This window comes from Mycobacterium sp. C31M, assembly GCF_053345865.1.
In genome coordinates, this window is the sequence record NZ_JBKFAX010000012.1 from 110551 (window position 1) to 135771 (window position 25221).

Genomic DNA, 25221 nt, shown 5'->3' on the forward strand with positions numbered 1-25221 from the left:
TTACCTATTGCTTATTGAATCAATTCAATAGACAATGCGGCCACGGCATTGAATTAACGCAATAGCCGAAATTCCTTTAGCACTAATTCCGAATGGAGGATAACTATGTCTAAAACAGGACGCCCCAACTACCGCCGCGGTTCACGCGGCACACCCAAACCCGAACGCCAGATTGTCGTGCGCAGCGTGCGCCGCGACCCACCAGATCTGCGAAAGCTGAGCCGGGCAGTCATCACCATGGCGCTGCGCGACGCCGAAGCACAAGCCGACGCACGCCAAGCGCTCACTGGCATCGACGCGGCCGTAACACCGAGCGCCAAGCCCTCGGAGCCGGCCGATGACTGATTCTGGTGCCTCCGTGTCAGCGGGATCGCTGGTGTGGTTGCAGCTGTTCTGGCCGCAACCGCTGCCGGAAGCAACCGCGCTTGGGCTGCTGCGATACTTCGCCGCCCGAACCCATGCCCCGCAGCTCATCCTGGAAGCCCGTGCCGACGATCGAGGCGTGGAGTACCTTCTCGGCTGCCAGCTCCGGCACCACGGCGCCGTTCGCCGTGCCGTCGAGCAGTTGGTCGATGGCGCCATCGTCACCAGCTTCGAAGCTGCCGATCGCGACCACGTGGCCACGGCCCGGCGCATCCAGTTGAGCACGACAGCCCGCCAGCTTGAGCCTGCTGACGCGGTGGCATCACAACGCTCCATTCTGCATGCCCTGACTGCCGCCCGAAAAGGCGAGCGCCTCACCATCCAGATCGTGCTCGGCCCGCGCCATCACCCGAAAGCCCCGCCGCAAGAAGCGAAGCGGGACAACCAGTTGGTTGTCTCCAAGTTGCTGCACGGCATCCAGACCGATACCCGCCCCGGTGCCCGGCAAGCGTTGGCGCACAAGCTCGGGCAGCACGCCTTCACCGCCGCAGTGCGCCTCGGCGTCCACGCTGCGACCGCCGAACGCCGTCGCAGCTTGCTGCTCAGCCTGGCATCGGCCATCGGGACCGCTGAATCCCCCGACGTGCGGGTCACGGTGAAGAACGAGAAGCCCGAGCGAATGAACACCCCGCGCGCGTCCTGGTCGGTGTTCACCCCATCGCAGAAGCTGACGGTCACCGAGATTGCCCGTCTCAGTGGGTGGCCGATCGCCGACAAAGACGAACACTTTCCGGGTCAGCCGCCGCTGCATCCGCGACCAGTGCGACCCAGCACCGCGCTGCAATCCGGTACCCGCGTGGTCGCCGACGCCGCAGCCCCCGGTGCAGGCGGCACCATCGGCTACGACCCCACCGACGCCATGCGCCACACCTGGGTCATCGGTCCCAATGGGGTAGGCAAGTCCACGCTGCTGCTGAACCTCATCCTCCAAGATTTGGAAGCCGACCGGCCGATCGTGGTTATCGAACCGAAGGATCTGATCGCCGACCTACTGGCGCGCATCCCCGAAAAGCGTCGCGACGATGTGGTCGTGCTCGATCCGTTCGACCAAGCACCAGTCGGCATCAACCCACTCGATGCCTCCCACCGGAACGGCCGTTCCCCAGAGGTCGTTGCCGACAGCCTGTTCGGCACGTTCCGGGCCATTTGGGGTGACAGCCTCGGCCCCAGGTCGGCCGACATCCTGCGCAACTGCCTCGATCTGTTGGCCCGCCGCGATGACGCCACGCTCGTACAACTCCCCCTGCTGTTGACCAATCCGGGCTTTCGCCGCCGCCTCACGCGCGGAGTGATGCAGTCCGATCCATTTGCCGCCGGACCCTTCTGGCAGTGGTTCGACAGCCTGTCCCCCGAAGCTACCGCCACCACCATCGCCCCACTGAGCAACAAGCTGCGACCGCTGCTGAGCAAACCTCTGCGAGATGTACTCGCGCAGCAGCATCCGAAGTTCAACGTCCGCCAGGTCCTTCGCGAGAAGAAAGTGTTACTGGTGCCCTTACAGAAGGGTGTCATCGGGCCGGAGAACGCCCAGCTGCTTGGTGCGCTCGTGGTCGCCGAACTGTGGCAGGCCATCCGGGAACGCGCCGGAACCCCCGAGAAGTCTCGCGAACCGGTCATGGTTTACATCGACGAGGTCCAGGACTACCTACGTCTACCCACCGACCTTGGTGACGCGCTGGCCACTGCCCGCAGTCTCGGTGCGGGCTTCCATCTGGCGCATCAATACGAAAAGCAGTTGCCACCTTCGATGCTCGAGGCTTTCCGCAACAACGCCCGCTCGCGTGTCTGCTTCCAATTGCAGGCCGGTGATGCCAAGGAGATGACCGCCGGCCAATCCGTACTCACCGTCGAGGACTTCACGAAGCTGCCAGCGCATCACGTCTACGCCAGCCTCGTCCGCGACAACGCAGTGCAGCCCTGGGCATCCGGGGTCACCAAACCCGCACCCGCACCCAGCTGTGGCCCCGCTGAGATCCGCCGCCTCAGTCGCGAGCGCTATGGCCAGCCGATCGCCGATATCGAAGCCGGCTTCGCCGCGCTCATCGAGGGCGCCACGGGTAGCGACAACACCGCCGACATCGGCGGCCCCCGGCGCAGGAGGCAACCATGAATCGCCCGATTAACGGTTGGCCTGGCGGCGGTCCGGCTGGTCCGATCGATGGTCCGACCGCGTCGACCACCCGGCCGCCGTCACCGCCGGTCGACGGGCAATCCGCCGGATTACCGTCAGGGAATAGTGGTGCCCCACGGGGCACCACAGCAGCCGCCAAACGCACCCCCGACCAACGAATCTCCGCATCCGCCATCTATGTCATCAACAGCCATCTCTCCGACCGTGATCGCGCCATCCTGCGTTCGGTCGACGACCATCAATTCCTGACCGTCGGACACCTCGAAACCCTGCATTTCGATGCCATCGCGGCGACCGCGCGCGGCCGGATCACCCGGCGCGTCCTAGCCCGACTGCGTGGGCTCCGGGTCCTCGATGTGCTCGACCGTCGCATCGGCGGTATCCGCTCCGGATCCCAGGGCCTGATCTACCACGTCGGCGTTGCCGGGGACCGGATCCTGGACCGACCCGTGCGGCGCGGTGCACGGTTGCGCTACGAACCCTCAGCCCGATTCCTGGCCCACCGGCTGGCGGTCGCCGATGCCCACATTGCGCTCGTGGTGGCCGACCGCAATAAGGACATCGAACTCATCGATAGCGCCGTCGAACCCGCGACGTGGCGGCGCTACACCGGCATCGGCGCAGCACGGCGCATCCTCAAACCCGACCTGTTCGCCGAAACTGCGCCGCACGGCGGCGGTGACATGGTGCGAGCGTGGTTCCTCGAAGTCGACCTCGGCACCGAGCACATCCCCACGCTGCTCACCAAGTGCCGCGAGTACGAGGCCTACCGACAGACCGGCATCGAACAGGACCGCCACGGCGCATTTCCGCTGGTCGTATGGTCGCTGGCACACGCTGACCCGGCAAAGGCCCAGAGGCGCCGCGACCTGCTCACCGATGCGATCGCCCGCGATCCGCGACTTCCGAGCGCGCTATTCCGCGTCGTCGCCCCAGACAGTGTGCTGGCGGTCATCCTTGGAGGTGGTCGATGAGTCGGCCAACCGCGCTGCGGCGCAACCACATCATCGTCGGCGACGCTCTCACAAAGCTGTCGCGGTTGCCGGACGCATCGGTCGACTGCGTGATCACGAGCCCGCCGTACTTCTCGCTGCGCGACTACGGCACGGACGGCCAACTCGGCCTCGAATCCCACGTCGATCAGTGGGTTGAGCAGCTGACAGCGATCAGTGCCCAAGTCGCTCGCATTCTCGTCCCGACCGGCACGTATTGGCTCAACGTCGGCGACACCTACTCAACGCATCCGTCCCAGGGTGCACCGCCCAAGAGCCTGCTGATGGCCCCCGAACGACTCGCGTTACGTCTGCAGCAGGGCGGCTGGACCATCCGCAACAAGATCGTCTGGGCCAAGCCGAATCCGATGCCAACCAGCATCCCTGATCGGCTCAACACCACCTACGAGGTCATCTACGTGCTGACCCGACAGCCGCGGTACTTCTTCGACCTTGACGCCATCCGGGTGCCGCACGTCTCCTCCCGTAAGACAGGCAGCGGAGCGAGCAATACAGCTGGCCGAAAGGAAGCCTGGCGTGGCCCCAATAGCGACACCGTCACCGGTCTGGCAGCGCTGAAAGCCACAGGGCAGGTGGGGCATCCGCTTGGCAAGAATCCCGGTGATGTCTGGACGATCACCCCAGGCGGCTACCGCAGTGCCCACCACGCCATCTATCCCCTGGCGCTGGCCGACCGGATGATCGCCGCCGGCTGCCCAGAAAGCCGGTGCACCGCGTGCCGTCTGCCATGGTCACGCCGCGTCATCCGGCGACTTGGCGGTGCGGCAGTCCGAGGGGCTCTGGCACCGACATGCACCTGCGACGCGTCCGCCGAGCCCGGACTGGTACTCGATCCGTTCATGGGCAGCGGCACGACCGCCGTCGCCGCTGACAAGCTCGGAAGAGACTGGCTCGGCATCGAACTCAACCCCGACTTCGCCCAGGCCGCGCGGGAGCGCATCGCCACCGCCGGTACGAACGCACCACCGGCCGAACCTGATAGGGCAGCCGCATAAGGCCGCGGCTGCCTCGTCGGTGTCATGCGGCCGTCACCGTAACCACAGCCCGTGGTTACCGGCCGCAGCGCACCGAGGAGGTCGCAATGTCCACACCCGACGAGCCCACCAAAGGCGTCAAAACCCTTGGTATCCGGCTCAAGCCCGATGTCCACGCCCAGCTGAGCTTCATCGCCCAGCTGCGCGACGGCACTATCACCGATGAAATCCAGATCGCCATCGCCACGCACATCGCGGCGGCTAAGGACGATCCGGAACTGGCCAGCAAGGCAGCCGAAGCTCGCGCCGAAATCGAACGCGAAGCAGCAGCCCGCCAGCAGGCCATCGCCACTCTGTTCGCCGACGGCGGCGAACCCACGACCCGGCAACGCCGGACCGCGAAGGGAGGAGGCGACACCCCATCGGACACATGAACGTGCCCGTAGGACAACGGCGCCAGCGACCTTAGCGGCGCACCCACGGGGCCGGCGGGAAGCAGATCGAGCCACCGTGCTCTCTGTTTCCCGACCGGCCCCATCAACCCACGAACAAAACAAGAGAGGAGGTGAGAATGAATGAAACCCACCACGAACCAACAACACCCGAGCTGCAATCAGACGCCGAACATCGGCATGAGACGGAACCTAAACCGTCACCAGCGATCTACGTCGCCAGCCTGGCCGACTACAACAACGGTCGACTCCACGGCAAATGGATGGACGCCGCTCGCGACCCCGACGAGATCTACGCCGATATCAACGCCATCCTGGCCAGCTCACTCGAACCAGCCGCCGAAGAATGGGCCATCCACGACTATGAACAATTCGGCGCCTGGAAGGTCAACGAATACGACTCTGTCGAGCAGATATCGCAGATCGCAAGAGGCATCGCTGAACACGGCTTCGCATACGCAGCGTGGGCAGACGTCTTTGACGGCGAAGAAGCCAGCTTTGACATCGACGGCTTCCGCGAGTCCTATCTCGGCCACTTCGAGTCGGTCACCGACTACGTCGAGCAGATGGCCGACGATCTCGGCTACGAGGCCGAACTCGAAAAACTTCCGGAGAATCTGCGGAGCTACACCCGGATCGACTACGCCGCCATCGCCCGTGACATGGAACACTCCGGTGCTATCGCCATCGTGCCCGACCCGAGCGGCGGACTCTGGATATTCCGCACCGATCACTAACGAGACCTGCGGTAGCGCGGCAACAGAGATATTTCTCAAGATTACAATAGCCGTCCATTATCGGCCATTAATTTGCGTTGTGGAATTGTCGAATTCTATTGAATTCGTTCAATATTTCCTTGTACAATTAAACATACAAGGGGAGACAATTCTTATGACACCGGAACAAACGGTCAAACTCATCAACCTGCTTAAAATCAAGCGCACCGAGCTGCACCTCAGCGTCAACGAAGTCGCCCGACGCGCGGACGTTGACCCTGGGACCGCATGGCGGATCGAACAAGGGCAGATCGGCAAGCCCCGAGCAGAGAGCCTCATTGCGATCGGCTCTGTCCTGGGCATTCCCGCGATGGACTTGTTCGCAACTGTCGGCTGGCTGACCGCTGATGAACTTCCTTCTCTCGGAGCGTATCTCGACGTCAAGTACCCAGATCTGCCCGAACCGGTCTCCAAGCACATTCAGCAACATGTCGAGCAGATCCTGCACGCCTACAGCCACAGCGCGGGCCACCGGCACAACACCGCCGCTCCGCGCATCTGTCCATGGTGTAGCGACCATGAAGATCATCGACCGAGCGCCCAGAAGGAGAGCTAATCATGGCAACGGCAGTCACATACTTGCGCGTGTCGACCAAGAGGCAGCTCTACACAGCGATAGACATTGATGCCGACGGAAATTCGATCACCACTCAGCGTGAAGTGACCGAAGGTAAGGCTGCAGCACTGTCAGCGTCCATCGACCGTGAGTTCATCGAACCCGGTCAGTCCGCAAAGACTCTCGATGAGCGTCCGGTTTTCAAAGAGCTTCTCGCATATCTCCACGAGAACCGCGACATCGACTACGTCATCGTCTATATGCGTTCGCGCGCCTTCAGGAACCACTTCGACGCGGCGATCGTCCAGACACAGCTCAAGACTCTCGGGGTGCGGCTGGTATCCGCTAAAGAGGATTTCGGCGAAGGTCCAACCGCCGTCGCCATGGAAGGCATGCTCGACATCATGAACGGCCTACAGAACACTCTGCAGGGTCTCGACGTGTCGACCAAGATGGGCAATAAAGCTAAAGCTGGCGGCACCGTCTCACTGGCCAAACTCGGCTACAAGAACGTCCGGATAGATTTCGAGGGGCGGCAGGTCAACACTATCGCCCTCGACACCGAGAGAGCGCCGCTCGTGAAAAAGGCATGGGAGCTCTACGCAACCGGTGAGTTCTCGGTCGACCGGCTCGAAGCCACCATGGCGGACCTTGGCCTCACTGCCCGTCCGACGAAGCGATCCCCCAAAGGCACGCCAGTATCGGCATCCAAACTGCATCGAATGCTCAGCGACCCCTACTACGCAGGTTTCGTCGTCTACAAGGGCGAAATGTACCCCGGGCGCCACGAACCGATCGTGACTCAAGCGCTATTCGACCGCGTCCAAGAAGTGCTCGACGCGCGCAGCGCGCGAGGCCAGCGCGACCGAATCCATCAGCACTACCTCAAAGGGATGCTGTACTGCCAACGCTGCCACGCAGCAGGCCGCACGTCGCGAATGATCTACACCCAGACGAAGGGCAATGGCGGCGTGTACGCCTATTTCGCGTGTCGGGGACGCCAGGACAAGCTGTGCGACCTGCCGCACCTTCGCGTCGAGCTGGTCGAGAAGGCCGTCGCCGCCCACTACGCGACCCTTCAGCTACCCGACAACTTCATCCATGACGTGCACCGCCGGCTGGAGGAGACCGTGACTGACTCACAGGCGAGCACTCGGGACCTGCACGCGAGCCTGACACGACGGCTCAAACAGATCGAAACGAAAGAATCGCGTCTCATTGACCTGGCAGCTGACGGCGACATGCCACGCGACAAAATACGGACCAAACTCAACGCATTGAGGGTCGAACGGGCCAACATCGAAGCCAGCCTGACAAGCACCGGCGAGGAGCTTTCGCTTGGAGCGGCAGTGCTTCGCGACGCACTGCACTTGGTTGAAGATCCGGAAGTGCTCTACGCATCTGTCCCGGACGATGTCCGTCGGCACCTCAACCAAACGTTCTACGAGCGTCTGTACATCGATGACACTGAGATCGTCGACAGCCCATTGACGCCGCTCTTCGCCGATCTTCAAGCAGCTAAGGACGTATTCGTCCAACAGTCAGCCAGCCGCGCTATTGCAGGTGAAACCAGCCTCCAACACAAAAAGAACCCCCGTCAAACAGGGGTTCTTCGTTGTACTGGAACGGACTTACTCACCTTGGCCAGTGTCTTTTCGGACACTGGTTCGAGTAAGAACGTTCTGGTCGGGCTGACAGGATTTGAACCTGCGACCACTTGACCCCCAGGGAGCTCAAGTCTGTGTAGCGGTGCCTCACTGCGTCTCATCTGTGCATTTCAGAAGTCATTTGGCGTCTCAGGCGTCTCGCCACGTCTGGGCTGTTCGAACACGTCTTGGGACACTCTTGGGACACTGTGCAGGTTTCCGAAGAAGCAGACGTGACGTTCGGAGCTAGGCCGACAACGTTTAATCGGCGAATCTTGAATTGCTTGCAGCACATCCACCTCGGAATGTTTGCCGTAGCCGTCTCGTGAGCCGCCTGACCATTGATCGATGACACGCACCTACTGGGCGCAATGAACGCAGGTGCGGTTTGCGGGAGGGTGAGCAATCTCCGCTTCCCATTCGGGCTCGTCGATACCCTTACCTACTACCGGTTTGTGGAAGGGGATGACGTGGCACAAGAAGCGGGCAACTCGATCGGGCTCGGGTTCGGCAATGGGAGCGTGATCGACTACGGCGACAGCGTCGAATACCGCCAGACGGGCAAACTGATTCCAGCGTTCCGCGTGACAGTCGCCGACATCACCGGGTTCTCAGCCCGCAAAGTGACCCGCGACGACAAGAAACGACTCGACGCGTCAGCGCTGCAACAGGTGTTCGTTGTGCAGGGCTCAGGAACGACACTCGCAGAGGTCGCGGTAAATCATGGAACCGCCGCGAAGATCGAACAGGTGCTGCGTGCCCATCCAAGGTTCGGGTCCACTGTCCATCAATCGCAGCCCATTGCCAGTTCCGCCGCTCCGCCCACATCGTGGGTGGAAGAGCTCTCCAAACTCGCAGCTTTACGCGATACGGGTGCGTTGACCCCCGAAGAGTTCGAAACCGCCAAGCGCAAACTCCTCAGCTGACCCGCAGCGCAGGCAGCCGAGTAGCGACGCCTCAAGCCTTCGATCCAGCAGGCACTTTGACGCGGAAACCGTGGATGCTCAGCACTCGCAAGAGCGACACCGGGACGGCAGTCGCCGCTCGCACACCCACCGCCCGTTCTATGCGCTTATCGCGGCGGTATCGCACCGCTAGGTTCGGACATAATTGACCGCATTCCGATGTTGACGTGAATAGCGATTGGATAGGTCGACGTACAATTTTCGAGTCTGCTCCGAAAAGATCTAGCTACCGCTTCCGGCGACCTCTCGAACTGATGAATTTCTCGCATCGAGCCCTCCGAACCGACCAAAATACAAGGCCAGAGCACAACGCGCTGTTCACACCACGCCTACAGCAACCGCGATTGCTTCGAGCACGAGTCGTAGTTCCTACTTGCCGTGTTCATCTATCGACGAAGAATCGTGATGTGTACAGAGATAGCCATTCACGCATCCGACTTTTGCTCCGGTCGCGAGCCAACTAGCCCGTCGATATAAGCGTCCAAGCACTGCTGCAGCACCATCATCGACAAGGGGACGATCTCCTCAGGATCGACGTCGTCGATGTTCGCGACGTGATCGAAGCTGCCAATGCCAAGTTCCACCTGGATCCAGAAGCGGTGGAGGTCTCGCAGGATTGAGATGGCCTCAGCAAGGAGTTCAACGTCCGGCTCGTGATCAGGATCGACGATGTATTTCATCAACTCGTGTGCCAGGTCGTGACGGTGGGCGTACACGTCGTCGAGCCGGTCGGCACGTTCGTTCGTGATCGCGTCCATCTGTACCAGCCACAGCAGCGATGCGCGGAAGGCATTCTTCGGCGCAAGCTGGAGGACGTCATGGTGGTATTGCTCCCGCTCCCCGGCCGACATGACGTCACCTAGGCCGATCGCCCCCATGCAGAAGTAGTCGCGGACGTTGTCCAGCACGATCTGCTTGATCATCTCGTGCGTCAGCTGGTACAGCCCTGAAAACGCCATGGTGGCGCGCATTCGATCCGGTTGCAGCTTGGCAGCCAGTCGTTCCCTGTATCCGTCTGGATCATCCGCGTATGCCACATTTTGATTGTCCAAGGTGCTGATCCTGTCCGCACCAGATATTGACGCCGCACCGCCGCAACAAGCCCCACAACTCGGATTGCTACGCGAACATGGAGGACACAGCGTTACAAGGACCACCTACGTGTCGGGCGGGATCGAAATGCAACAGGACGATAGAGGAGGGGCCACAGCCGTACGCCACGTGTTCAAGCTACGAACCACGGCAATTCCATCGCGGTGATATTTCGCTGGCCAACCTCCACTTCGAAACGAGTTACCGCACTTCCGAGTGTCAGCGGACCCGTTAACTCCGAAACAACGACAAGCTCACCGTCCGGCAGGCCGCGTGTTCCTCCAGCCCGAGATGCACGAAGGCCCGTTCGTCCTATCGAGGTCATTCCACGAAGCTTCTTCGCCTCGATCCCGCCTCTTGCAATCCTCAACATAGGTGTCGGCGTATACCGAACATCGGTCCGGATCCGGACGGCCGTCGAACCAGCGCGTAGGCGGCCCGCTTCACCACCTCGCGGCACTGGCGTCGGATCGTCACTGACGACGAGGGTTGAGGCGTCAAGAATTGTATCGGCGCACTGATCCCATGCCCACTTGCTCAGGGTGCCGCCCCCTCGCGAGACACCGAGATGTTCCTGCACGAGGTCCCGAACGTACTGCCACAGCAAGACCAGGGATGCTCGCAGCTCGTCACGCGTCGCGTCGTCCTGCGGGAGCAGGAACCGTCCAGGCTTTGCGTGCATCAGCGCTGATCTTTGAGCGCTGTAGACATTGGAGTAGACCCAATCGATGGGGTCTGCCGTACCAGGTGGCGCAAGCGACGCCACGCCGACTAGTGCGTCTGCCTTGGTCATCGCAGCCCTGAACCAGGCGCTCTCTGTTTCGGCGGGCCGACCGTTCGGCTTCAACTGTTGTGGCCGGAGGTCGCTCAACAACGATTCGAGTGCTAGGAACATATTTCGATATGAATCGAACAGGTACCTCGACGTGAGCGCCATCCGAATCAGGCGGAATGCGTCGTGGACTGCAGGAGTGGGTGGCGTTGGCGAAGGCCTCAGGTTTCCCGCGGCGTCACGTACCTCAAGCACCAGTGGCCCGAAGTGGATCTGCTGGGTGACTACGCTCCGCACCCTCATCGTGACGTTGCTGTTGTCACCCGGCCACCACACGATGCAGTCGTCCAAGTCATCTCGGATCACAGCGCTGCATCTGCCCGTCATGCACATGTAGTCGAGACCATTGTTTGCAGCCCGCAACGCTTCGCTGTGGGCGTCTCCCCAGCAGTCTGTAGCGGAGATACCGTGCGTGACTACCTTGTTCGTGCCGCTGACGACGCGAGTCGTCCAGCCGTCCATCGTCACCGATGTATCCGCAATCGCTTTCCCAATCAGCAGAAAAACAGCTCCGTTCCGCGAAAGGCCATCAGAATCTTGAAGCGCGATGCCTGCGTATGTACCGATCTCCACACTTTCGACGCTACGACATGATCACCGTCAGGGCGGGATTGGCGCTGCCTGTTGCTCGACCGAACCGCTAAGCACCCCTCGAGCAGCTCCAACTACGGCGGCCCTACAACCCGCCGCAAACCTGGCATTTTTCGACAGCGACCAGATCCACGCCCTACTCAGCCGCCAAGTGTCACACCGAGCAACTCTGGACAGACTGGCGCGAGAAGATCCGGTACCACCAGCAGCATGGTCTGTTCCTACCGTGTGGGCCCGAGCCGGCAGCCGCCGGCTATGCCGCGAGTGCAGATGCCCGCGCGGCAGCGATGCTTTCACTACGCCAGAAATGTCAATTACTGCGAGCAGACGATGTCCGATTCGCCCAGCGCACCCAATGAGTCATCGAAAACTGCTAATAGGTCGCGGATTTGGATAGCACTCAGATCGCCCTGGTCGACCTTCGTCTGTAGCTTTGGCCAGGACAAGCCGGGCTGTGCAATCACTACTCGGCCGCGAGGCTGTATCGGACGGTTTGCGAGCGACCAACCAGGATGGTGCGGGATCAGACCCAGCACCGCCCGAAATAGACCTTCGCTGGCGCTGCCGTCAACCAATGTCAGTGCTGGGGACCTTTGGCCCGAGTATCGATCGGCCATCTCTTTCCAGATTCCGCGATCTGTTAGCCACCTTCTGCTTTTGATAGCTTGAGCAACAACAATTTGCATATCAACAACTCGCACAGATGAATTCGGGCCGCCCGCTGGCTTCGCATGCCAAAGCTCGACCACCACCTCATAATTGTCGTGAAGCTCGAGAACAATGAGATCGGCGATCTCCCCTGAGCCGTCGTTCTCGATGACCCAGCGCCGGCGTGCGGTCGTTGATCGCGTGCTTAGGTGAGTACGCAGCGTCTGGTGAACCGATTCACCAGACGCAGCAGCCTTGGCGCTTCGGTCGGTCTCCTTTTCGATGTTGGTAGCGCCCCAATCAAGATAGGTTGGAGTCCAGCGCGTCAGATCCCGCTGTACAGCCGGTGGGTCGTAGAGCGTTGAGCCGCTTACTATCTGGCCGTTGAGGAAGTAGATCGTCGGCGGATTCATCGACAGCAGGCCCGACAGCAACCGTGGTGCCTGATGTCCCCTTCGCACCAAAAGAGGTGCATCTGAGTCCAGGACGTTGCCAAGGGTGTCGAGGTATCCGGTCCAGACTGTGGTGCCCTTGTCAGGTCTCACCGCCGTGAAGGTCAGGTGTTCGCTTTGTGTGCCTCCCAGCTCGTGCTGAAGGTCGAGCCGGCCGATGGGAAAGCCGTCCTCGGTGGTCCACTCGCTCGCCAAGAGCAGGGGGTGCATTTCGATGGCTGCAACAGGTACTTCTGGGAACCTATCGAGCCGAATTCCTCTCGCAACGGCCGGGAGTAGTGGCGCGACGATTTCCGCCGAAGACCAGTATCGGTCGGCGAAGTCCATCAAGGCGCCGTCATATTCGCGAAGGGGGACGTATCGGGATTCCCAAATCTTTGCTTTCTCTACGGCGAAGCCTGTGTTGTACGCGGCGCTCCCCGCGCCGTCACCTACCTGAGCCATCGCGTGGCCGATCGCCGCTTGCGCGGTGTCGGCCTCTCGCATTCCGCGATCGACTCCGCTGCCTGCAAACGTCTTGTAGGTCGCACTCCCCCGACCGCCGCCGTAGGTGTTGCGCACGCCGACGTTGGACACACTCAGACGCGGAAGTACGTCAAAAGCTCGCTGGAGTCGCTCTGGATCTGCAGGGCGCAAGTGTTCGTTCGTCGCATCCAGTACATCGACAACCTTGGGCAAGACTGTTCCGTCGCTGGAGTTCACAAGTAGGAGTGGACGACGGGATGCACTGCTAGTTGCCAGGTACGTGATCAGGTGAAGTGCGTACTCAGGCGCGTCCAAGCCTGAATCGATGTTCCACCGCGGCGAACGGACGCTCTGCGTGATTAGCAAGAGCGTTCTGTTTTCAGGGGTGACCGTCGAGTAAAGGACTTGCCGCCCGCGTAGTTCGTCGCCGGGCTGCAGTCCTGTGGGCACGCCGCCGTCGATAAAGGCCGGCGTCCAGTCGTCATGTATCTCAGATACCGTGCCTCGAACCAATGGCCGGAGGCTTTCTAGCGATAGTTCAGCGGGAGAGGTTGCGAGCTGACTTGCGAATGCTTTATCGGCCGCTTCAGCTGCCACATCGTCGTCGATGATCCCTGGAAGCAGTGAAGGCCAGTCGGCGTCTTCCTGATAGAGCTGCCAGAGCGCGCCCTTCAGTCCCGGATAGACGTCGGCGTCCCGAACCGTCACTAAGACCGACGGCTGAGGGAATTCGCTATGGCTGCGGACAAGTCGGCCGATGAGTTGGATAGTCGACGCGACCGACTTGTGCTTATCGTGATAGGCGGCCAACCGAAGACGCGGCAGGTCGAATCCCTCACCCAGCATGCCGACAACGGCAACAGCCCGGATACTGCCTTCCTTCAAGCCGTCGACGATTTGGGTTCGTCGTTTCTCACCCAGATCCGATGTCAAGGCCACCACCTCGATGCCGTTTTCGCCATAGAGTTCAACCAATGTTTTCGCCCTCATTCGACTCCCTGCGCGAATGAGCAACGTACTGGACGCATGCTCGGGCTGGTTGAACTCGTTGACGATTGTGTCCCGTATCAGTGCGTCGCACTCACGCTGTTGCGCGGACGGACTGACACCCAACAGTCGGGCCTCGACCGGTTTGTAGTAACCGTCAGACATTGCGGCTCGGAGCGGGTAATGAAAAACCATGTCACCCGGGACGCGTTTGCCGTCACGTCGTCGAGGAGTAGCTGTCAGCAGCACCTTCCTTGCTCCATCGAAATGGTCCAAGATCGAACGCCATGTGGGTGCAGGCGCGTGGTGAGCCTCGTCCACGATCACCAGATCGAAGAGGTCACGTGGTGGTTTCGACAGGTCGTCGTAGTGTTCGGGACTGATCGACTGAGGAAGCGCCACGACGACATCAGCGCCTTCGCAGTCATGCCAAGCCGCCAGCCGTCCTTTTACCTCCAGCACTTGAGGATTCGCAGACCCCGCCAAGGCGCCCATTTGGCGAAGAACACTTTGCTTCTCGAAAGCTTCGACAGTCTGACCACGCAACTGGGTATTCGGAACCACCACCAGCGTGCGATTAGACCCCACGATGTAGGGAGCTGCGAGAGCGATTGCTGTCTTTCCAGAGCCTGTCGGAACCGCGACAAGCGCCGGCCTGCCCCTGTGGACAGCCCAATGGCCGAGCAATGCACCTAAGGCGCCGCGCTGCGGCGGCCGCCAGGATGGATTGTCGACATCTCGAAACAGCTCGAAGCCGCTTGATGGCTCCTGATAGAACGCTGGCACTACTCATTTATGCGGCCAGTGGCGCGCATTGGGGCTGCGACACGCCAGGGCGAGCTGCTTGTTGTACGTACGGGTGACTCCCGCCGACTGCAGAGTGGCATTGCGCTGGGCAATGCGCCGTAATACGACTGGATGTAGATGTTAGACCTGCACCTTGTCGAGCATGAGCTGTGCGAGTTGTCGGGCGTCGTCGCTGGCCCAATTGGGGTTGACCGGCCACCCTGCTCCCGAGTACCCGGTGGACGCTGTCTCTTCGATGTTGTCGCAGCTGCGAGCACCTACGACGACGTTCTCCCGTACTCCGACCACCTGTTGGCAGGCTTGTGCTCCGTTGTGGTTGTTTGCCGCCATTGACACTGTGAGTAGGTCACCGGTGTTCTGAACGGTACCGAGCTCAAATGCGCGATTGTTCTCGGGCGGAACATCTTCTGTCACAACGTCTGCGGCGCAGGACTGCCATTGCTGCTGCGATGCGGCATACAGGGCCTGTGCTGCTTCGGCGGTTGGGTAGACGACGACTGTCTGTTCCACGATCCAGGGCGGGTTGATGGTGCGGTCAAACACATAGGGTTCGGGGCGGAAGGTCTGGTCGCGCATCTCTTCAAAACCAGTGTCCGCATACACGCGGTGCTCGGCTCCAAAGACGAGTCCGACGCAGGTCTGTGGGGTGACGAGTGCCGCGTTGTCCGACATGCCGTACGAGGAGTCTTCGATCGCCATCATAGCTGCAGGAGCGGATTGATTGCTGTATGTGGCGTAGGTGCCGAGCGTATCGTTGATCTCTTGTGCTGTCAGCAGTAGTGAGTCGATCGACGCGGCGGGAAAAGTTGGCGGCGGCGGGGGTGCCGGCGGTGGAGGTGGCGCCAAAGTTGTTGTGGGAGATGTTGTCTGAGAAGCGGATACTGCAGCGGTGTTCGCCGTAGTGCCGCGGTTCCAAGGCTGCCAGACACCAAGTCCGACCGCGATAGCAAAAACCACCGTTGCCGCCCCCGCGACAAACAAGCCTCGTTTCCGCGAACTCGCACCCTCCCCAGAAGCTGCGATGGGGCCGGGACTCGCGGGCCGTTCTTGAGTGGAGGCGGACTGGGAGACTTCGTACCGAGGCGCGACCGGCACGGCGGCCTGGGTGGGGGCGACTGAGGCTGGCACGGATGCCCCGACGGGTTCGGCAAGGGCTCGGGCTAGGTCTTGGCACCTGGTGTAGCGGTCACCGGGATTTTTCTTCAGCGCGGCCGCCAGGACCGGGTCGAGGTGCTTGAGGTCGGGTCGGGTCGCCGATAGGGGTGGTGGCGCGGTGTTGAGGTGGCGGCTGATGACAACGGCCGGCATGGAGTGCGGGAACACGGTGGTGCCGGTCAGTAAGTGGTAGGCGGTCGCTGCGAGGGCGTATTGATCGGAGCGGCCGTCGAGATCCTCACCCATGAGTTGTTCGGGCGATGCGTAGGCGACGGTGCCGACGGTCATGTTCGTTGTGGTGATACCGCTAGCTTCACCGATGTCGCGCGCGATTCCGAAGTCGGCGAGCAGGATTCGTTGCTCACCGTCATCGTCATCGAGGTGGGTGAGCATGATGTTCGCGGGCTTGATGTCGCGGTGCAGCAGGCCCTTCTTGTGGGCGTGGTCGAGTGCTGCGGCAACGGCCGTGACGATGCGCACGACGAGGTCGGTGGGCATGCCGTTCGGATAGCGTTCGGTCAGCAGCTGCGCGGCGTCGACGCCGTCGACGAAGTCCATCGCGATCCACAGTTGGCCGTCGGTCTCACCTCGATCGCGGACACCCACGATGTGCGGGTGCCACAGCGTGGAGGCGAGATCGGCCTCCCGGTGGAAGCGAGCGCGATAGCCGTTATCGGCGGTGAAGGCTTGCGGAAGTAGCTTCAGCGCATCGCGGCGCGGCAACCGCGGATGTTCAGCGAGGTACACCTCACCCATACCGCCGGAACCCAATTGACGGACGATCGTGTACCCGGCAAAGACCTGGCCGTTCCCCAGCGGCATGCAGGCAGCCTAGCGGCCACCTCGCCCAATCGCCTGTACTTTCCCGCGCAATCTCTACAGACGGCCAGCCGGCACGAACGAGCAGGTAGCCGGCGGTCCTGGGCTGCTCGCGTGCGCGTGGCCTAGCCGGGATACACAGGCTTACCCAAATCAGGGCCATCTGGTCCGCGGACCATTTACTCTCTGGCTCGGCTCGAAGGTCGAGTCTCGTAGTCACGGGGTGGGCGTACATGAGAACAAGTCGCGTATCTGCAGCCGCCGTGTGCATGAGTATGTTTCCTGCAGCCCTCGTGTTCGCGGCACCGACCCATGCCGCTCCGTTCAGCAACTGTGACCAAGCACGGGCAGCGGGCGCAGCGCCGATCTATGTCGGACAACCCGGCTACAGCCGGAAACTCGATCGCGACAGCGACGGCATCGCATGCGACACCGGATCCGGATCGGGGTACGTCCCGGCGGCGCCGTTCGTGCCTGCCCAACCAGCTCCTGCTACGCAGCCGGCACCATCTGAGCCCGGTTCTACATCCGCTGGGACCGCAGCGACTCCCGCCGAAACATGCACGGACTGGATGAAGTTGCGGATCAACCCGGCTACGGGCCAAGAAGAGGTGTGCGGACCGATCGGATCGCCGGCCTACGTGTACTACTGGATCGATCCCCAACCCATGCCGGGTGGCGTGAACGACACCGGGTCGCCCTGCCCAGGAGTCGAGCCGTACATTTTCGCCCGATCCACCGACGACTACCAGATTTGGTGTGCGTCGGCAGGGTCGATCCGGCTACCCGGGGACCGATGGACAGACTCCCCTCAACCGGCGTGGGGACTTTATAGCCCGTAATCGACTCTCCTCGAAACGCTTCGACGGTGGTACAGCCACCGCTGAGCGTTACCGTCGGGCGGGTTTACAGGGGCGGTCCGGCACCGAGCGGATGGCTTTCCCGCCCGAACCTGAAGGCTGCGATCCTTGCGCGCGTGCAGATGGGACCGGAGCGAGGTTTCGTGACAGGTACAGGGGACTCGACAGCCCTCTTCATCAGCTGCATGACCCGGTTGGCTGACACACCGAGCACCAGTTGGCAAACACTATTGACTTCTGCGGAGAATTTGGCGCCGCCGGTCGGACGGCTATGGCACGATGCTGCCGAAGTTATTTCGCAGGGGGATTCAGTGGGTTTCTACATCCGCAAGAGCTTGAGTGCCGGGCCGTTCCGGTTCAATCTCAGCAAGGCCGGCGTCGGGGTCAGCGTGGGCGTACCGGGATTTCGTGTCGGCACCGGACCGCGGGGCAACTATGTCCACATGGGTCGCGGCGGCGTCTATTACCGCACCACGTTGAACGGACCGACGACCCCGGCCACCGCACCGCCGCCGACGCCCGCGACCTTCCAGCCCAGCGGCATCCTGATGGAGGATGTCAGCGGCGCCACCGCCGTCGAACTCGCCCCGACCGGTGGCGGCGACGTCGTCGATCAGCTCAACACTGCCTCCTCCCGCACCCCGTGGGGATGGTGGGTCACCGCCGCCACGGTCTTACTCGGCCTGATCAGCCTGCCGTGGGGGCTGATCGTGTGGGCGCTACTCGCCCCGCTGTGCATCTGGATGGTGCTCAACGACCGTGCCCGCAAGACCGTCATCCTGTTCTACGACCTCGAAGACGAGCACTTCACCTGGTTCGACACCCTCGTCGGCATGTGGCCCTGGCTCAGCGAATCACAGAAACTGTGGCGGGTCCTGCAGGCAGGCAACGTAACCACCACCCATCAATTCAAAACGAACTCAGGCGCCGGCCGCATCATCAACCGCGTCGACGGCGCCGCAGCGACCACCGGCCCTAAGGCGCTCTCAACCAACATCGCCATCCCGTCGATCACTGCCGGCAAGGCGGCCCTGTACTTTCTTCCCGACCGCATCCTCGTTCGCGACGGCAACCGCTTCAGCGACATCAGCTACGCCCACCTGAACGTGCACGCGGGCGACACACGCTTCATCGAAAGCAACGCCACCCCGCGCGATGCGATCCAAGTCGATCAGACCTGGCAGTACGTCAACGTCAAAGGCGGCCCCGACCGCCGGTACAAGAACAACCGCGTGCTGCCGATCATGCGGTACGGCACCCTCGACCTCACAAGCTCGCACGGCCTGCAGTGGCAACTCCAGATCTCCCGCACCGACGCCGCAGCCCCGGTCGCCCGCGCCATCACTGCCGCTCCCCCGCTCCAGGGTCCGACATCGACTCCCGCCGTACAATATTCACCGGCACGTGCCAAGCGCACTCCTACCCCGTCGGCACCTGTCGCACCTGTCGCACGCCTGATCGCCGCGCCAGCTGTCCCCCCCTACCGCTCGGTCCAAGAGCGCGCCGATCACTCGCGCCGTTCTCACCCGTCGCGCGACCGCCCACCCGGCGTCCGAGGCGACGTTCACCGCCATCGATCTGGAAACCACCGGCCTCGATCCGGACAAGGACCGGATTGTGGAGATCGGGCTGGTCAAGTTCCGCGCCGACGGCACCATCCTCGACGAGTTCGCCACGCTGATCCAGAGTCCCGGCTCGGACCCTGAGGCCCGCGCCATCCATCAGATCGACGACGACGATCTGGCCGGCGCACCATCGATCGAGCAAGTCCTTCCCGAGGTGCGGGCGTTCATTGACGGGACCATTCTGGTTGCGCACAACTGCGAATTCGAAGAGGGATTCCTCGCGACCGCCGCACGCCGCGCCAAGATCACACTGCCGAGAATCGTTGCCCTGTGTACATTTCAGACCTCTCGGCGACAACTCGACGGCCGCGCCTTCAGCCTCACCGCGATGTACAAGACAGCCACCGGAGGCTGGTCTGACCAGAAGCACACCGCACTCGGCGACGCACGCGCAGTCCGGGAAGTCCTGCTGTGGCTGCTCAACAACTCCCCGACACCGCTCTACCTCACCGCCGGCCCGGCCGCCCCACAAGCAACACCATTCACCGAATGCCCCATCAGCTGCCGGCCCGTACCGCTGGCACGTGGCTCCGTCGCCGAACTGCTGAACTCATTCCCCCAATCGCCCGATCCGCGCACCGGCGATCCCGCACAAGCACGGCAATATGTCGCCCTGCTCACCGATGCCGTCGAAGACGGGCGACTCACCTACGAAGAGGCCGAGGCGCTCACCCGCCAGGCACGAGCGACACGACTGACCGGCCCACAGCTCAAGACTCTGCACCACACGGCATGGAACGAGACCTATCCCGACAGCAAGGCGAGTGACTGGCACCTCCTATCGCCTGTGCAACGCCGCGAAATGTACTTGCTCGCTGACGCACTCGGCCTATCCGAGCTGAGCACTGAGATCGACAACGTCATCCAACACTACGCCGAACCTTCTCCCCCTCCGGAAGCTCGCTACCTGAAAGGTCTCCGCATCGCGATCTTTGGCGACCATAGCGAAGTCACCGACTTACGAGAGCGCGCCGAAAGCTACGGCGCAAAACTCGCGGTCAACGTAACAAAGACCGTGCAATGGATGGTCAGTGTCACTCCCGACGCCACCGACTCCCGGCATACCACAGCACGAAAAATCGGCATCCCGATCATCGCCCCCGTCGATGGCGCCATTCGCCTGGATGACGCCATCCGCGAAGCGGAGCTCAAAGCTCATGAGCGACAACGCGAACTCGACCGCCACGCCGCACTACGACAACACCGAGCCGACGAAGCCGACGCATACTGGCGACCAACCTGGCGACCCACCGAGCTCGACCGCGACCCAGAACCGCAACCCTGGTAAGACTAACTGGCTCCGCGGTACCAACCGATTTGAGCCGCGTCATGGCGGCCCTAAGCCGATCAGTCGGACGGAGAGTCGACCGAGCCCACATCGTTGCGCCGATGATCTCCAACTATGTTCAGCCTCGATGCTCCATATCACTTGAGTACATGGGGCGGCGCACGGGCAGGCCGGCAGCCCGCGGAATCCTGCGAATTCGCTGAGACTGAGGGCGCGAACTGATCACGCGACTCGCCCCTGGCCGGTAGTTCAACAGTCCTGCCGCGCTTGCGCATTCATCGCATAATCCAAGGATGCACATGGCACATTAGAACCGGCAGAGAGCATGCTGGCGTGGCTCCCCCACCGGACACCGACGGCACCGCCGCGCCGGCCGGTCAGAAGTCAGTTCGAACTGCGACCTTGCCCTTTCCGGGCTCAAACTCCAGCCCGGTCGAATGTATGCAGCGTTTTTACTATGTGTTAAATTTTTATCTACGGCGACGAGAGGACCAACCATGCCTGGCCCATTGAGCGGAACTCGAGTGATCGAACTCGGCGGTATCGGACCCGGACCGTTCGCCGGAATGTTCCTTGCCGATCTGGGCGCCGATGTGATCCGCATCGACCGGCAGGGCTCCGGCGAACTATTTCCCGGTGATCCGCAACAGGACATCCTAAATCGTGGCAAGCGGTCGGCGATCCTCGACCTCAAGCGACCCGAGGCGGTCGATGCGTTGCTCGCTATGGTCGCCCATACCGATGTGCTGATCGAAGGCTTCCGACCGGGCGTCACCGAACGCCTCGGCCTGGGACCCGACCACTGTCGGGCACACAATCCCAAGTTGGTTTATGCCCGAATGACCGGTTGGGGGCAGACAGGGCCGTTCGCCCAGACCGCCGGCCACGATCTGAACTACATCGCCATCACCGGGGCGCTCGGCGCGATCGGGGAACACGGTGGCCCACCTCAGATTCCCTTGAACATGGTGGGCGATTTCGGTGGCGGTGGAACATATCTCGTCATCGGAATCCTGGCGGCACTGCGCGAAGCGGACGCCAGCGGCCTGGGGCAGGTCGTCGATGCGGCCATCGTCGACGGGGTCGCTCACCTGCTCGCCGGGACCCACGCGTTGCTGGCGACCGGCACCTGGAAGGACGAGCGCGGTGTCAACATGCTCGACGGCGGCGCTCCTTTCTATAGCATCTACGCGACGTCCGACCTTCGGTACGTGGCAGTCGGTGCGCTTGAGAGTCGTTTCTACAAAGCCCTTCTCGCCGGACTGAAACTCGATCTGGACCCGGCCCTGCAGAACGATCGCGTCACCTGGCCCGAGATGCGACGACTCTTCACACAGACTTTTGCCGCGCAACCACTCGCCCACTGGGTCACCGAGTTCGCATCCACCGACGCCTGCGTATCCCCTGTCGTCTCTCTCCGCGAGGCTCAGGACAATCCGCACGTCGCGTCGAGAGGAAGCGTCATCGAGCACGACGGAACCCTGCAGCCCGGAGTTGCGCCGCGCTTCTCCCGCAGCACCGCGGACCCGATCCGGACCCCACCGGCACCGGGTTTGCACAGCCGCGAAATACTCGCTCAGTTCGGGGTCGAGAACGCGGAAGAACTGCTGGAAAATGGCTCAGCCATCCAGGTGTGAAGGCCGGTCGGTGGAGGTCCGAATCGATCGGCACGGTGTCGCTGTGCTCCAGCCACACGGCACGGCAGTCAACATCGAGGAGTTGCAGGACGCCGTTGCACTGTGCCAGCTCGATCCGGAGGTACGCAGCATCGTAGTGTCGTCACAGCTGATCGCGGCTCTCGCCGATGAGTGATCGGCGACGCGATGAACCCGGTGAAGTCGTCAGGGCAGGCCGGCGTGTGGCACCTCGACACGGGTGGCCAACATCCGCGCCTCCGCCTTCAGTTTCCTTCTCTCAGAGCTGAAATCGGGTGCGACGCAGATGAACAGAGTCTGTCCATCATCGCCTCCAAGCACACACGCGTACGCACCTACCCCATCGGTCCGGATCTCTTCGACGATCTCGGTGCCCTCGCGCAACCCTGATTACCCGCTGATTGGCGGCGTCGGCGGTCCACACCGCACCCTCGGCGTCGACCCGTCGGCGCCGAGGCCGATTCCCGTGACGTCGAAGGGGTTGTCGCCGCGGTCGGCGATGAACAGCTCCACATGGACTCCTGGGATGTCGGTCTACTGGGCGGCGATCAAGTTGCTCGACCGTGGGCAGATCAGAGGTCGAGTGCGTCGATCGACCCGAGATCCGCTACGTGCTGCGCGATGCGCTCGATCGACGCGAGGGTGTAATCCTTTGGCTGGAGCTCGGGCTCGAATCGACTGCCGCCATAGGTAAATAGGGCGAATGCCAGTGCGTGCATCGGTTGCTGCCGGTAAGCCAGCCACGCCTCGTCGAAGGTCGGTGCGGTGGCTGCGCCGTTGTGCTTCAACTGCTCCACGTAGAGGCGCAGCAGGTCCTCCTGCCATTCCCGTCGGTCATCGGTGGTGAGCGAGCCGCCCATTGCGTAGGAGTAGTCCAGCGCCCAACTGCCCTTGGCTACACATTGCCAGTCGTAGAGGCCCATTCGGCCGTTCTCGTCGCGGAGCCAATTTCCAAGATGGAGATCTTGGTGCAGCAGCGTCTGGGGACCCGAACGGTGAAGCGCCAGCGACCGCATGAAGGCGGGATACAACTTGTGCTTCTGCGAGTAGAGCGTGGCGTTCACAACGTCCTTGGCGCGCTCAAGGCCGGTCAAGGTGCGCTTCTCGAACCCGGCCTTGCGGTTCAGATTCTCCTGCCAGTCGTAGGCAGGCCGGAGAGGGCTCAGGTCGGCACGGAACCGCGGACTGTCCCACAGTGCGCCGTGGTAGGTGGCCATTTCGGCCACCATGTCTTCGGCGTCGCTGCGACAGACCGGGTTCTTCATCGGATCGGGGAACGTCCAGTTGCGCACCCGAAGATCCTCGAGTAGGACCAGCGACCGGTGGGTACGTCGGTCATAACCCGAGTAGTACGCAAGGGGGCTACGCAGCTTCAGATCCGGACGTACGTGGTTGTAGAAGACTGACTCACCCTCGGCAATACCGGTGACGCCGAGCAACATTCGCGATCCGATGGTCGCCGTCGATTTCGAGAACAACTCCGTCGGCAGGCCGGCGGTTGAACCCGCCTCGTTGTAGACGACGGTGAGTGCGCGCCGGGCACTCGTGCCGTCGTCACCGCCGGACACCCGTACGTCCACCACCTTGGCGCCGCGGACGTTCCCGCACAGCACTGCCGATAGCCACTCGGGGGTGATGGCCTCCGCTGATGGGGGGACGACTGTCGGATCCGTGATGGGTGCGTGCGGCAGCAGCCTCTCCCGGACGATGGCCGTCGCGATCTGGCCGGCCGTGGCAATCGTCGCAAGCTTGTCGCCAACTGTCATTTCGTCGTTCCCTTCGTGGGCCGTTGATGACCACCGCGGGCCAGTAAGCCGGGCCTCATCAAGAATGCCAAGTAGCATGAATCACTGTGACGGACCAACTAGAATTTAACAAGCAATAGATTTCATGGCCAGAGTCGGTACGTTGTCGCGGTGGCCGTCGCCGTGCAGCACGCCCGCACCCGATCAGCCGATGAGTTCCTTGACTGTCGCCATCTGACCGACTCGCGCCTTGTGCTCTGCGGCAACAGGGTCGGCCAGAATGCACGTTATCCCGGCGGCCCGCATCGCTGCCAATCTGTCAGCGATCTGCGTACGATCACCGATCAGCGATATGGACCGGGCGAACTCGTCCGGAACCGCCTCGGCCGCTTGCCCCTTGGATCCAGACAGGAACAGCCGCTGAATCTCGACGGCTTCCTCCTCGTACCCATAACGCTGAAAAAGCGTGTTGTAGTAGTTCTTGCCCACCGCGCCCATTCCACCGACGTACAGCGCGACATTGTCCTTCACCGCCGCGAGCGCCGCCTGGGTTGCCACGGGGTCGCCCGAGATGAGGAGCGGGCACTGCACGCTGATTCCCAGTGGCCCAAGTTGACCATCGCGATGCTCCGCCCCGGCGCGGAGCGCATCGCCGAACGCTCGATCGGCACGCTCGGGGTGAAAGAGAATGGGCTGCCACTCGTCGAAGATCTCCGCGGCCAACTCCACGTTCTTGGGTCCAATCGCAGCCAGCGCCATCGGAATGTGGTCCCGTACCGGTTTGCCGATGATCTTCAGCGGTTTACCCAAACCAGACCCGCCGGCCCCCTGATCCAACGGCAGCGTGTAATGCCTGCCGCGATACTCGCTCGGCTCGCGCTTCCAGATCTTGCGGCAGATCTCGACATGTTCGCGAGCGCGCCCCACGGGTGCGTCGTACTTCACCCCGTGGAACCCCTCGATCACCTGCGGTCCGGACGCCCCGATGCCCAACACACAACGGCCCCCGCTCACGTAGTCGATGCCGGCCGCGGTCATCGCGAGATTGGTGGGCGTGCGCGAGAACATCGGCAGGACCCCGAAGGCCAACTCCACCGAGCGGGTCTTGGCGGCGACGAAGCCCATCTGGCTCACCGCATCGACGCTGTACGCCTCCGCGACCATGACGCGGTCCAGGCCGACGGATTCAAGTTCGGCGAGGCCGTTCACCATGGGTAGGAACTGATCGCCGTAGTACCGCAGCGGCATACCCAACTTCATGCCA

The 25221-nt window shown here is 62.2% G+C and carries 19 protein-coding genes and 1 pseudogene; 14 read left to right on the top strand and 6 right to left on the bottom strand.

The window, feature by feature from the left end; genetic code table 11:
* Positions 1-105: 105 nt before the first annotated feature.
* From ACLBYA_RS19135 to ACLBYA_RS19175, 9 genes are all read left to right on the top strand, one after another.
* Positions 106-345, top strand: a complete 240-nt coding sequence (locus ACLBYA_RS19135; RefSeq protein WP_447711013.1) for a hypothetical protein — start codon at positions 106-108, stop codon at positions 343-345.
* Complete coding sequence (locus tag ACLBYA_RS19140) at positions 338-2533, top strand: type IV secretory system conjugative DNA transfer family protein (protein ID WP_447711014.1); 2196 nt, start codon at positions 338-340, stop codon at positions 2531-2533. The genes ACLBYA_RS19135 and ACLBYA_RS19140 overlap by 8 nt, the downstream gene beginning before the upstream one ends.
* Positions 2530-3528, top strand: coding sequence for a replication-relaxation family protein (locus ACLBYA_RS19145; protein ID WP_447711015.1), 999 nt, complete (start codon positions 2530-2532; stop codon positions 3526-3528). The genes ACLBYA_RS19140 and ACLBYA_RS19145 overlap by 4 nt, the downstream gene beginning before the upstream one ends.
* Entirely contained in the window at positions 3525-4562 is a 1038-nt protein-coding gene (locus ACLBYA_RS19150) for a DNA-methyltransferase (RefSeq protein WP_447711016.1), read from the top strand. Before ACLBYA_RS19145 ends, ACLBYA_RS19150 begins: the two co-directional genes overlap by 4 nt.
* An 86-nt stretch (positions 4563-4648) precedes the next feature.
* Positions 4649-4975, top strand: coding sequence for a hypothetical protein (locus ACLBYA_RS19155; RefSeq protein ID WP_447711017.1), 327 nt, complete (start codon positions 4649-4651; stop codon positions 4973-4975).
* A gap of 137 nt (positions 4976-5112) precedes the next feature.
* Entirely contained in the window at positions 5113-5730 is a 618-nt protein-coding gene (locus tag ACLBYA_RS19160) for an antirestriction protein ArdA (protein ID WP_447711018.1), read from the top strand.
* A gap of 154 nt (positions 5731-5884) precedes the next feature.
* Entirely contained in the window at positions 5885-6325 is a 441-nt protein-coding gene (locus ACLBYA_RS19165; RefSeq protein WP_447711019.1) for a helix-turn-helix domain-containing protein, read from the top strand.
* A 2-nt stretch (positions 6326-6327) separates the two neighbouring features.
* Positions 6328-8046: a recombinase family protein gene (locus tag ACLBYA_RS19170; protein ID WP_447711020.1), complete on the top strand. Its 1719-nt coding sequence runs from the start codon at positions 6328-6330 to the stop codon at positions 8044-8046.
* 323 nt (positions 8047-8369) lie between these two features.
* Positions 8370-8897, top strand: coding sequence for an SHOCT domain-containing protein (locus ACLBYA_RS19175; protein ID WP_447711021.1), 528 nt, complete (start codon positions 8370-8372; stop codon positions 8895-8897).
* 464 nt (positions 8898-9361) lie between these two features.
* Here ACLBYA_RS19175 and ACLBYA_RS19180 read toward each other — a convergent pair whose 3' ends face one another.
* The 4 genes from ACLBYA_RS19180 to ACLBYA_RS19195 form a co-directional block, all read right to left on the bottom strand.
* Positions 9362-9973 (bottom strand): hypothetical protein, encoded by a 612-nt coding sequence (locus ACLBYA_RS19180; RefSeq protein ID WP_447711022.1) that lies wholly within the window; start codon positions 9971-9973, stop codon positions 9362-9364.
* Between the two features lie 188 nt (positions 9974-10161).
* Complete coding sequence (locus ACLBYA_RS19185; protein WP_447711023.1) at positions 10162-11433, bottom strand: hypothetical protein; 1272 nt, start codon at positions 11431-11433, stop codon at positions 10162-10164.
* 332 nt (positions 11434-11765) lie between these two features.
* Complete coding sequence (locus ACLBYA_RS19190) at positions 11766-14789, bottom strand: DEAD/DEAH box helicase (protein WP_447711024.1); 3024 nt, start codon at positions 14787-14789, stop codon at positions 11766-11768.
* Positions 14790-14930: 141 nt separating this feature from the next.
* Positions 14931-16787 carry a serine/threonine-protein kinase PknH/PknJ gene (locus tag ACLBYA_RS19195; protein ID WP_447711025.1) on the bottom strand — a complete coding sequence of 619 codons (1857 nt, stop codon included), beginning with the start codon at positions 16785-16787 and terminating at the stop codon, positions 14931-14933.
* 326 nt (positions 16788-17113) lie between these two features.
* Here ACLBYA_RS19195 and ACLBYA_RS19200 point away from each other — a divergent pair.
* The 5 genes and pseudogenes from ACLBYA_RS19200 to ACLBYA_RS19220 form a co-directional block, all read left to right on the top strand.
* Positions 17114-17215: pseudogene (locus tag ACLBYA_RS19200) on the top strand (excalibur calcium-binding domain-containing protein); the annotation flags it as partial.
* A 614-nt stretch (positions 17216-17829) separates the two neighbouring features.
* Positions 17830-19350, top strand: coding sequence for a DUF4236 domain-containing protein (locus ACLBYA_RS19205; protein WP_447711026.1), 1521 nt, complete (start codon positions 17830-17832; stop codon positions 19348-19350).
* Complete coding sequence (locus ACLBYA_RS19210; protein ID WP_447711115.1) at positions 19259-20557, top strand: exonuclease domain-containing protein; 1299 nt, start codon at positions 19259-19261, stop codon at positions 20555-20557. The genes ACLBYA_RS19205 and ACLBYA_RS19210 overlap by 92 nt, the downstream gene beginning before the upstream one ends.
* A 497-nt stretch (positions 20558-21054) precedes the next feature.
* Positions 21055-22194: a CaiB/BaiF CoA transferase family protein gene (locus ACLBYA_RS19215; protein ID WP_447711116.1), complete on the top strand. Its 1140-nt coding sequence runs from the start codon at positions 21055-21057 to the stop codon at positions 22192-22194.
* A 43-nt stretch (positions 22195-22237) separates the two neighbouring features.
* A complete protein-coding gene (locus tag ACLBYA_RS19220; protein WP_447711027.1) occupies positions 22238-22369 on the top strand; it encodes a hypothetical protein in 132 nt (43 codons plus the stop codon).
* A gap of 415 nt (positions 22370-22784) precedes the next feature.
* On the opposite strand, the gene ACLBYA_RS19225 is transcribed toward ACLBYA_RS19220, so the two are convergent.
* Positions 22785-23978 carry a phosphotransferase gene (locus ACLBYA_RS19225; protein ID WP_447711028.1) on the bottom strand — a complete coding sequence of 398 codons (1194 nt, stop codon included), beginning with the start codon at positions 23976-23978 and terminating at the stop codon, positions 22785-22787.
* Positions 23979-24161: 183 nt separating this feature from the next.
* Positions 24162-25217, bottom strand: a complete 1056-nt coding sequence (locus tag ACLBYA_RS19230) for an LLM class F420-dependent oxidoreductase (RefSeq protein WP_447711029.1) — start codon at positions 25215-25217, stop codon at positions 24162-24164.
* Positions 25218-25221 lie beyond the last annotated feature (4 nt).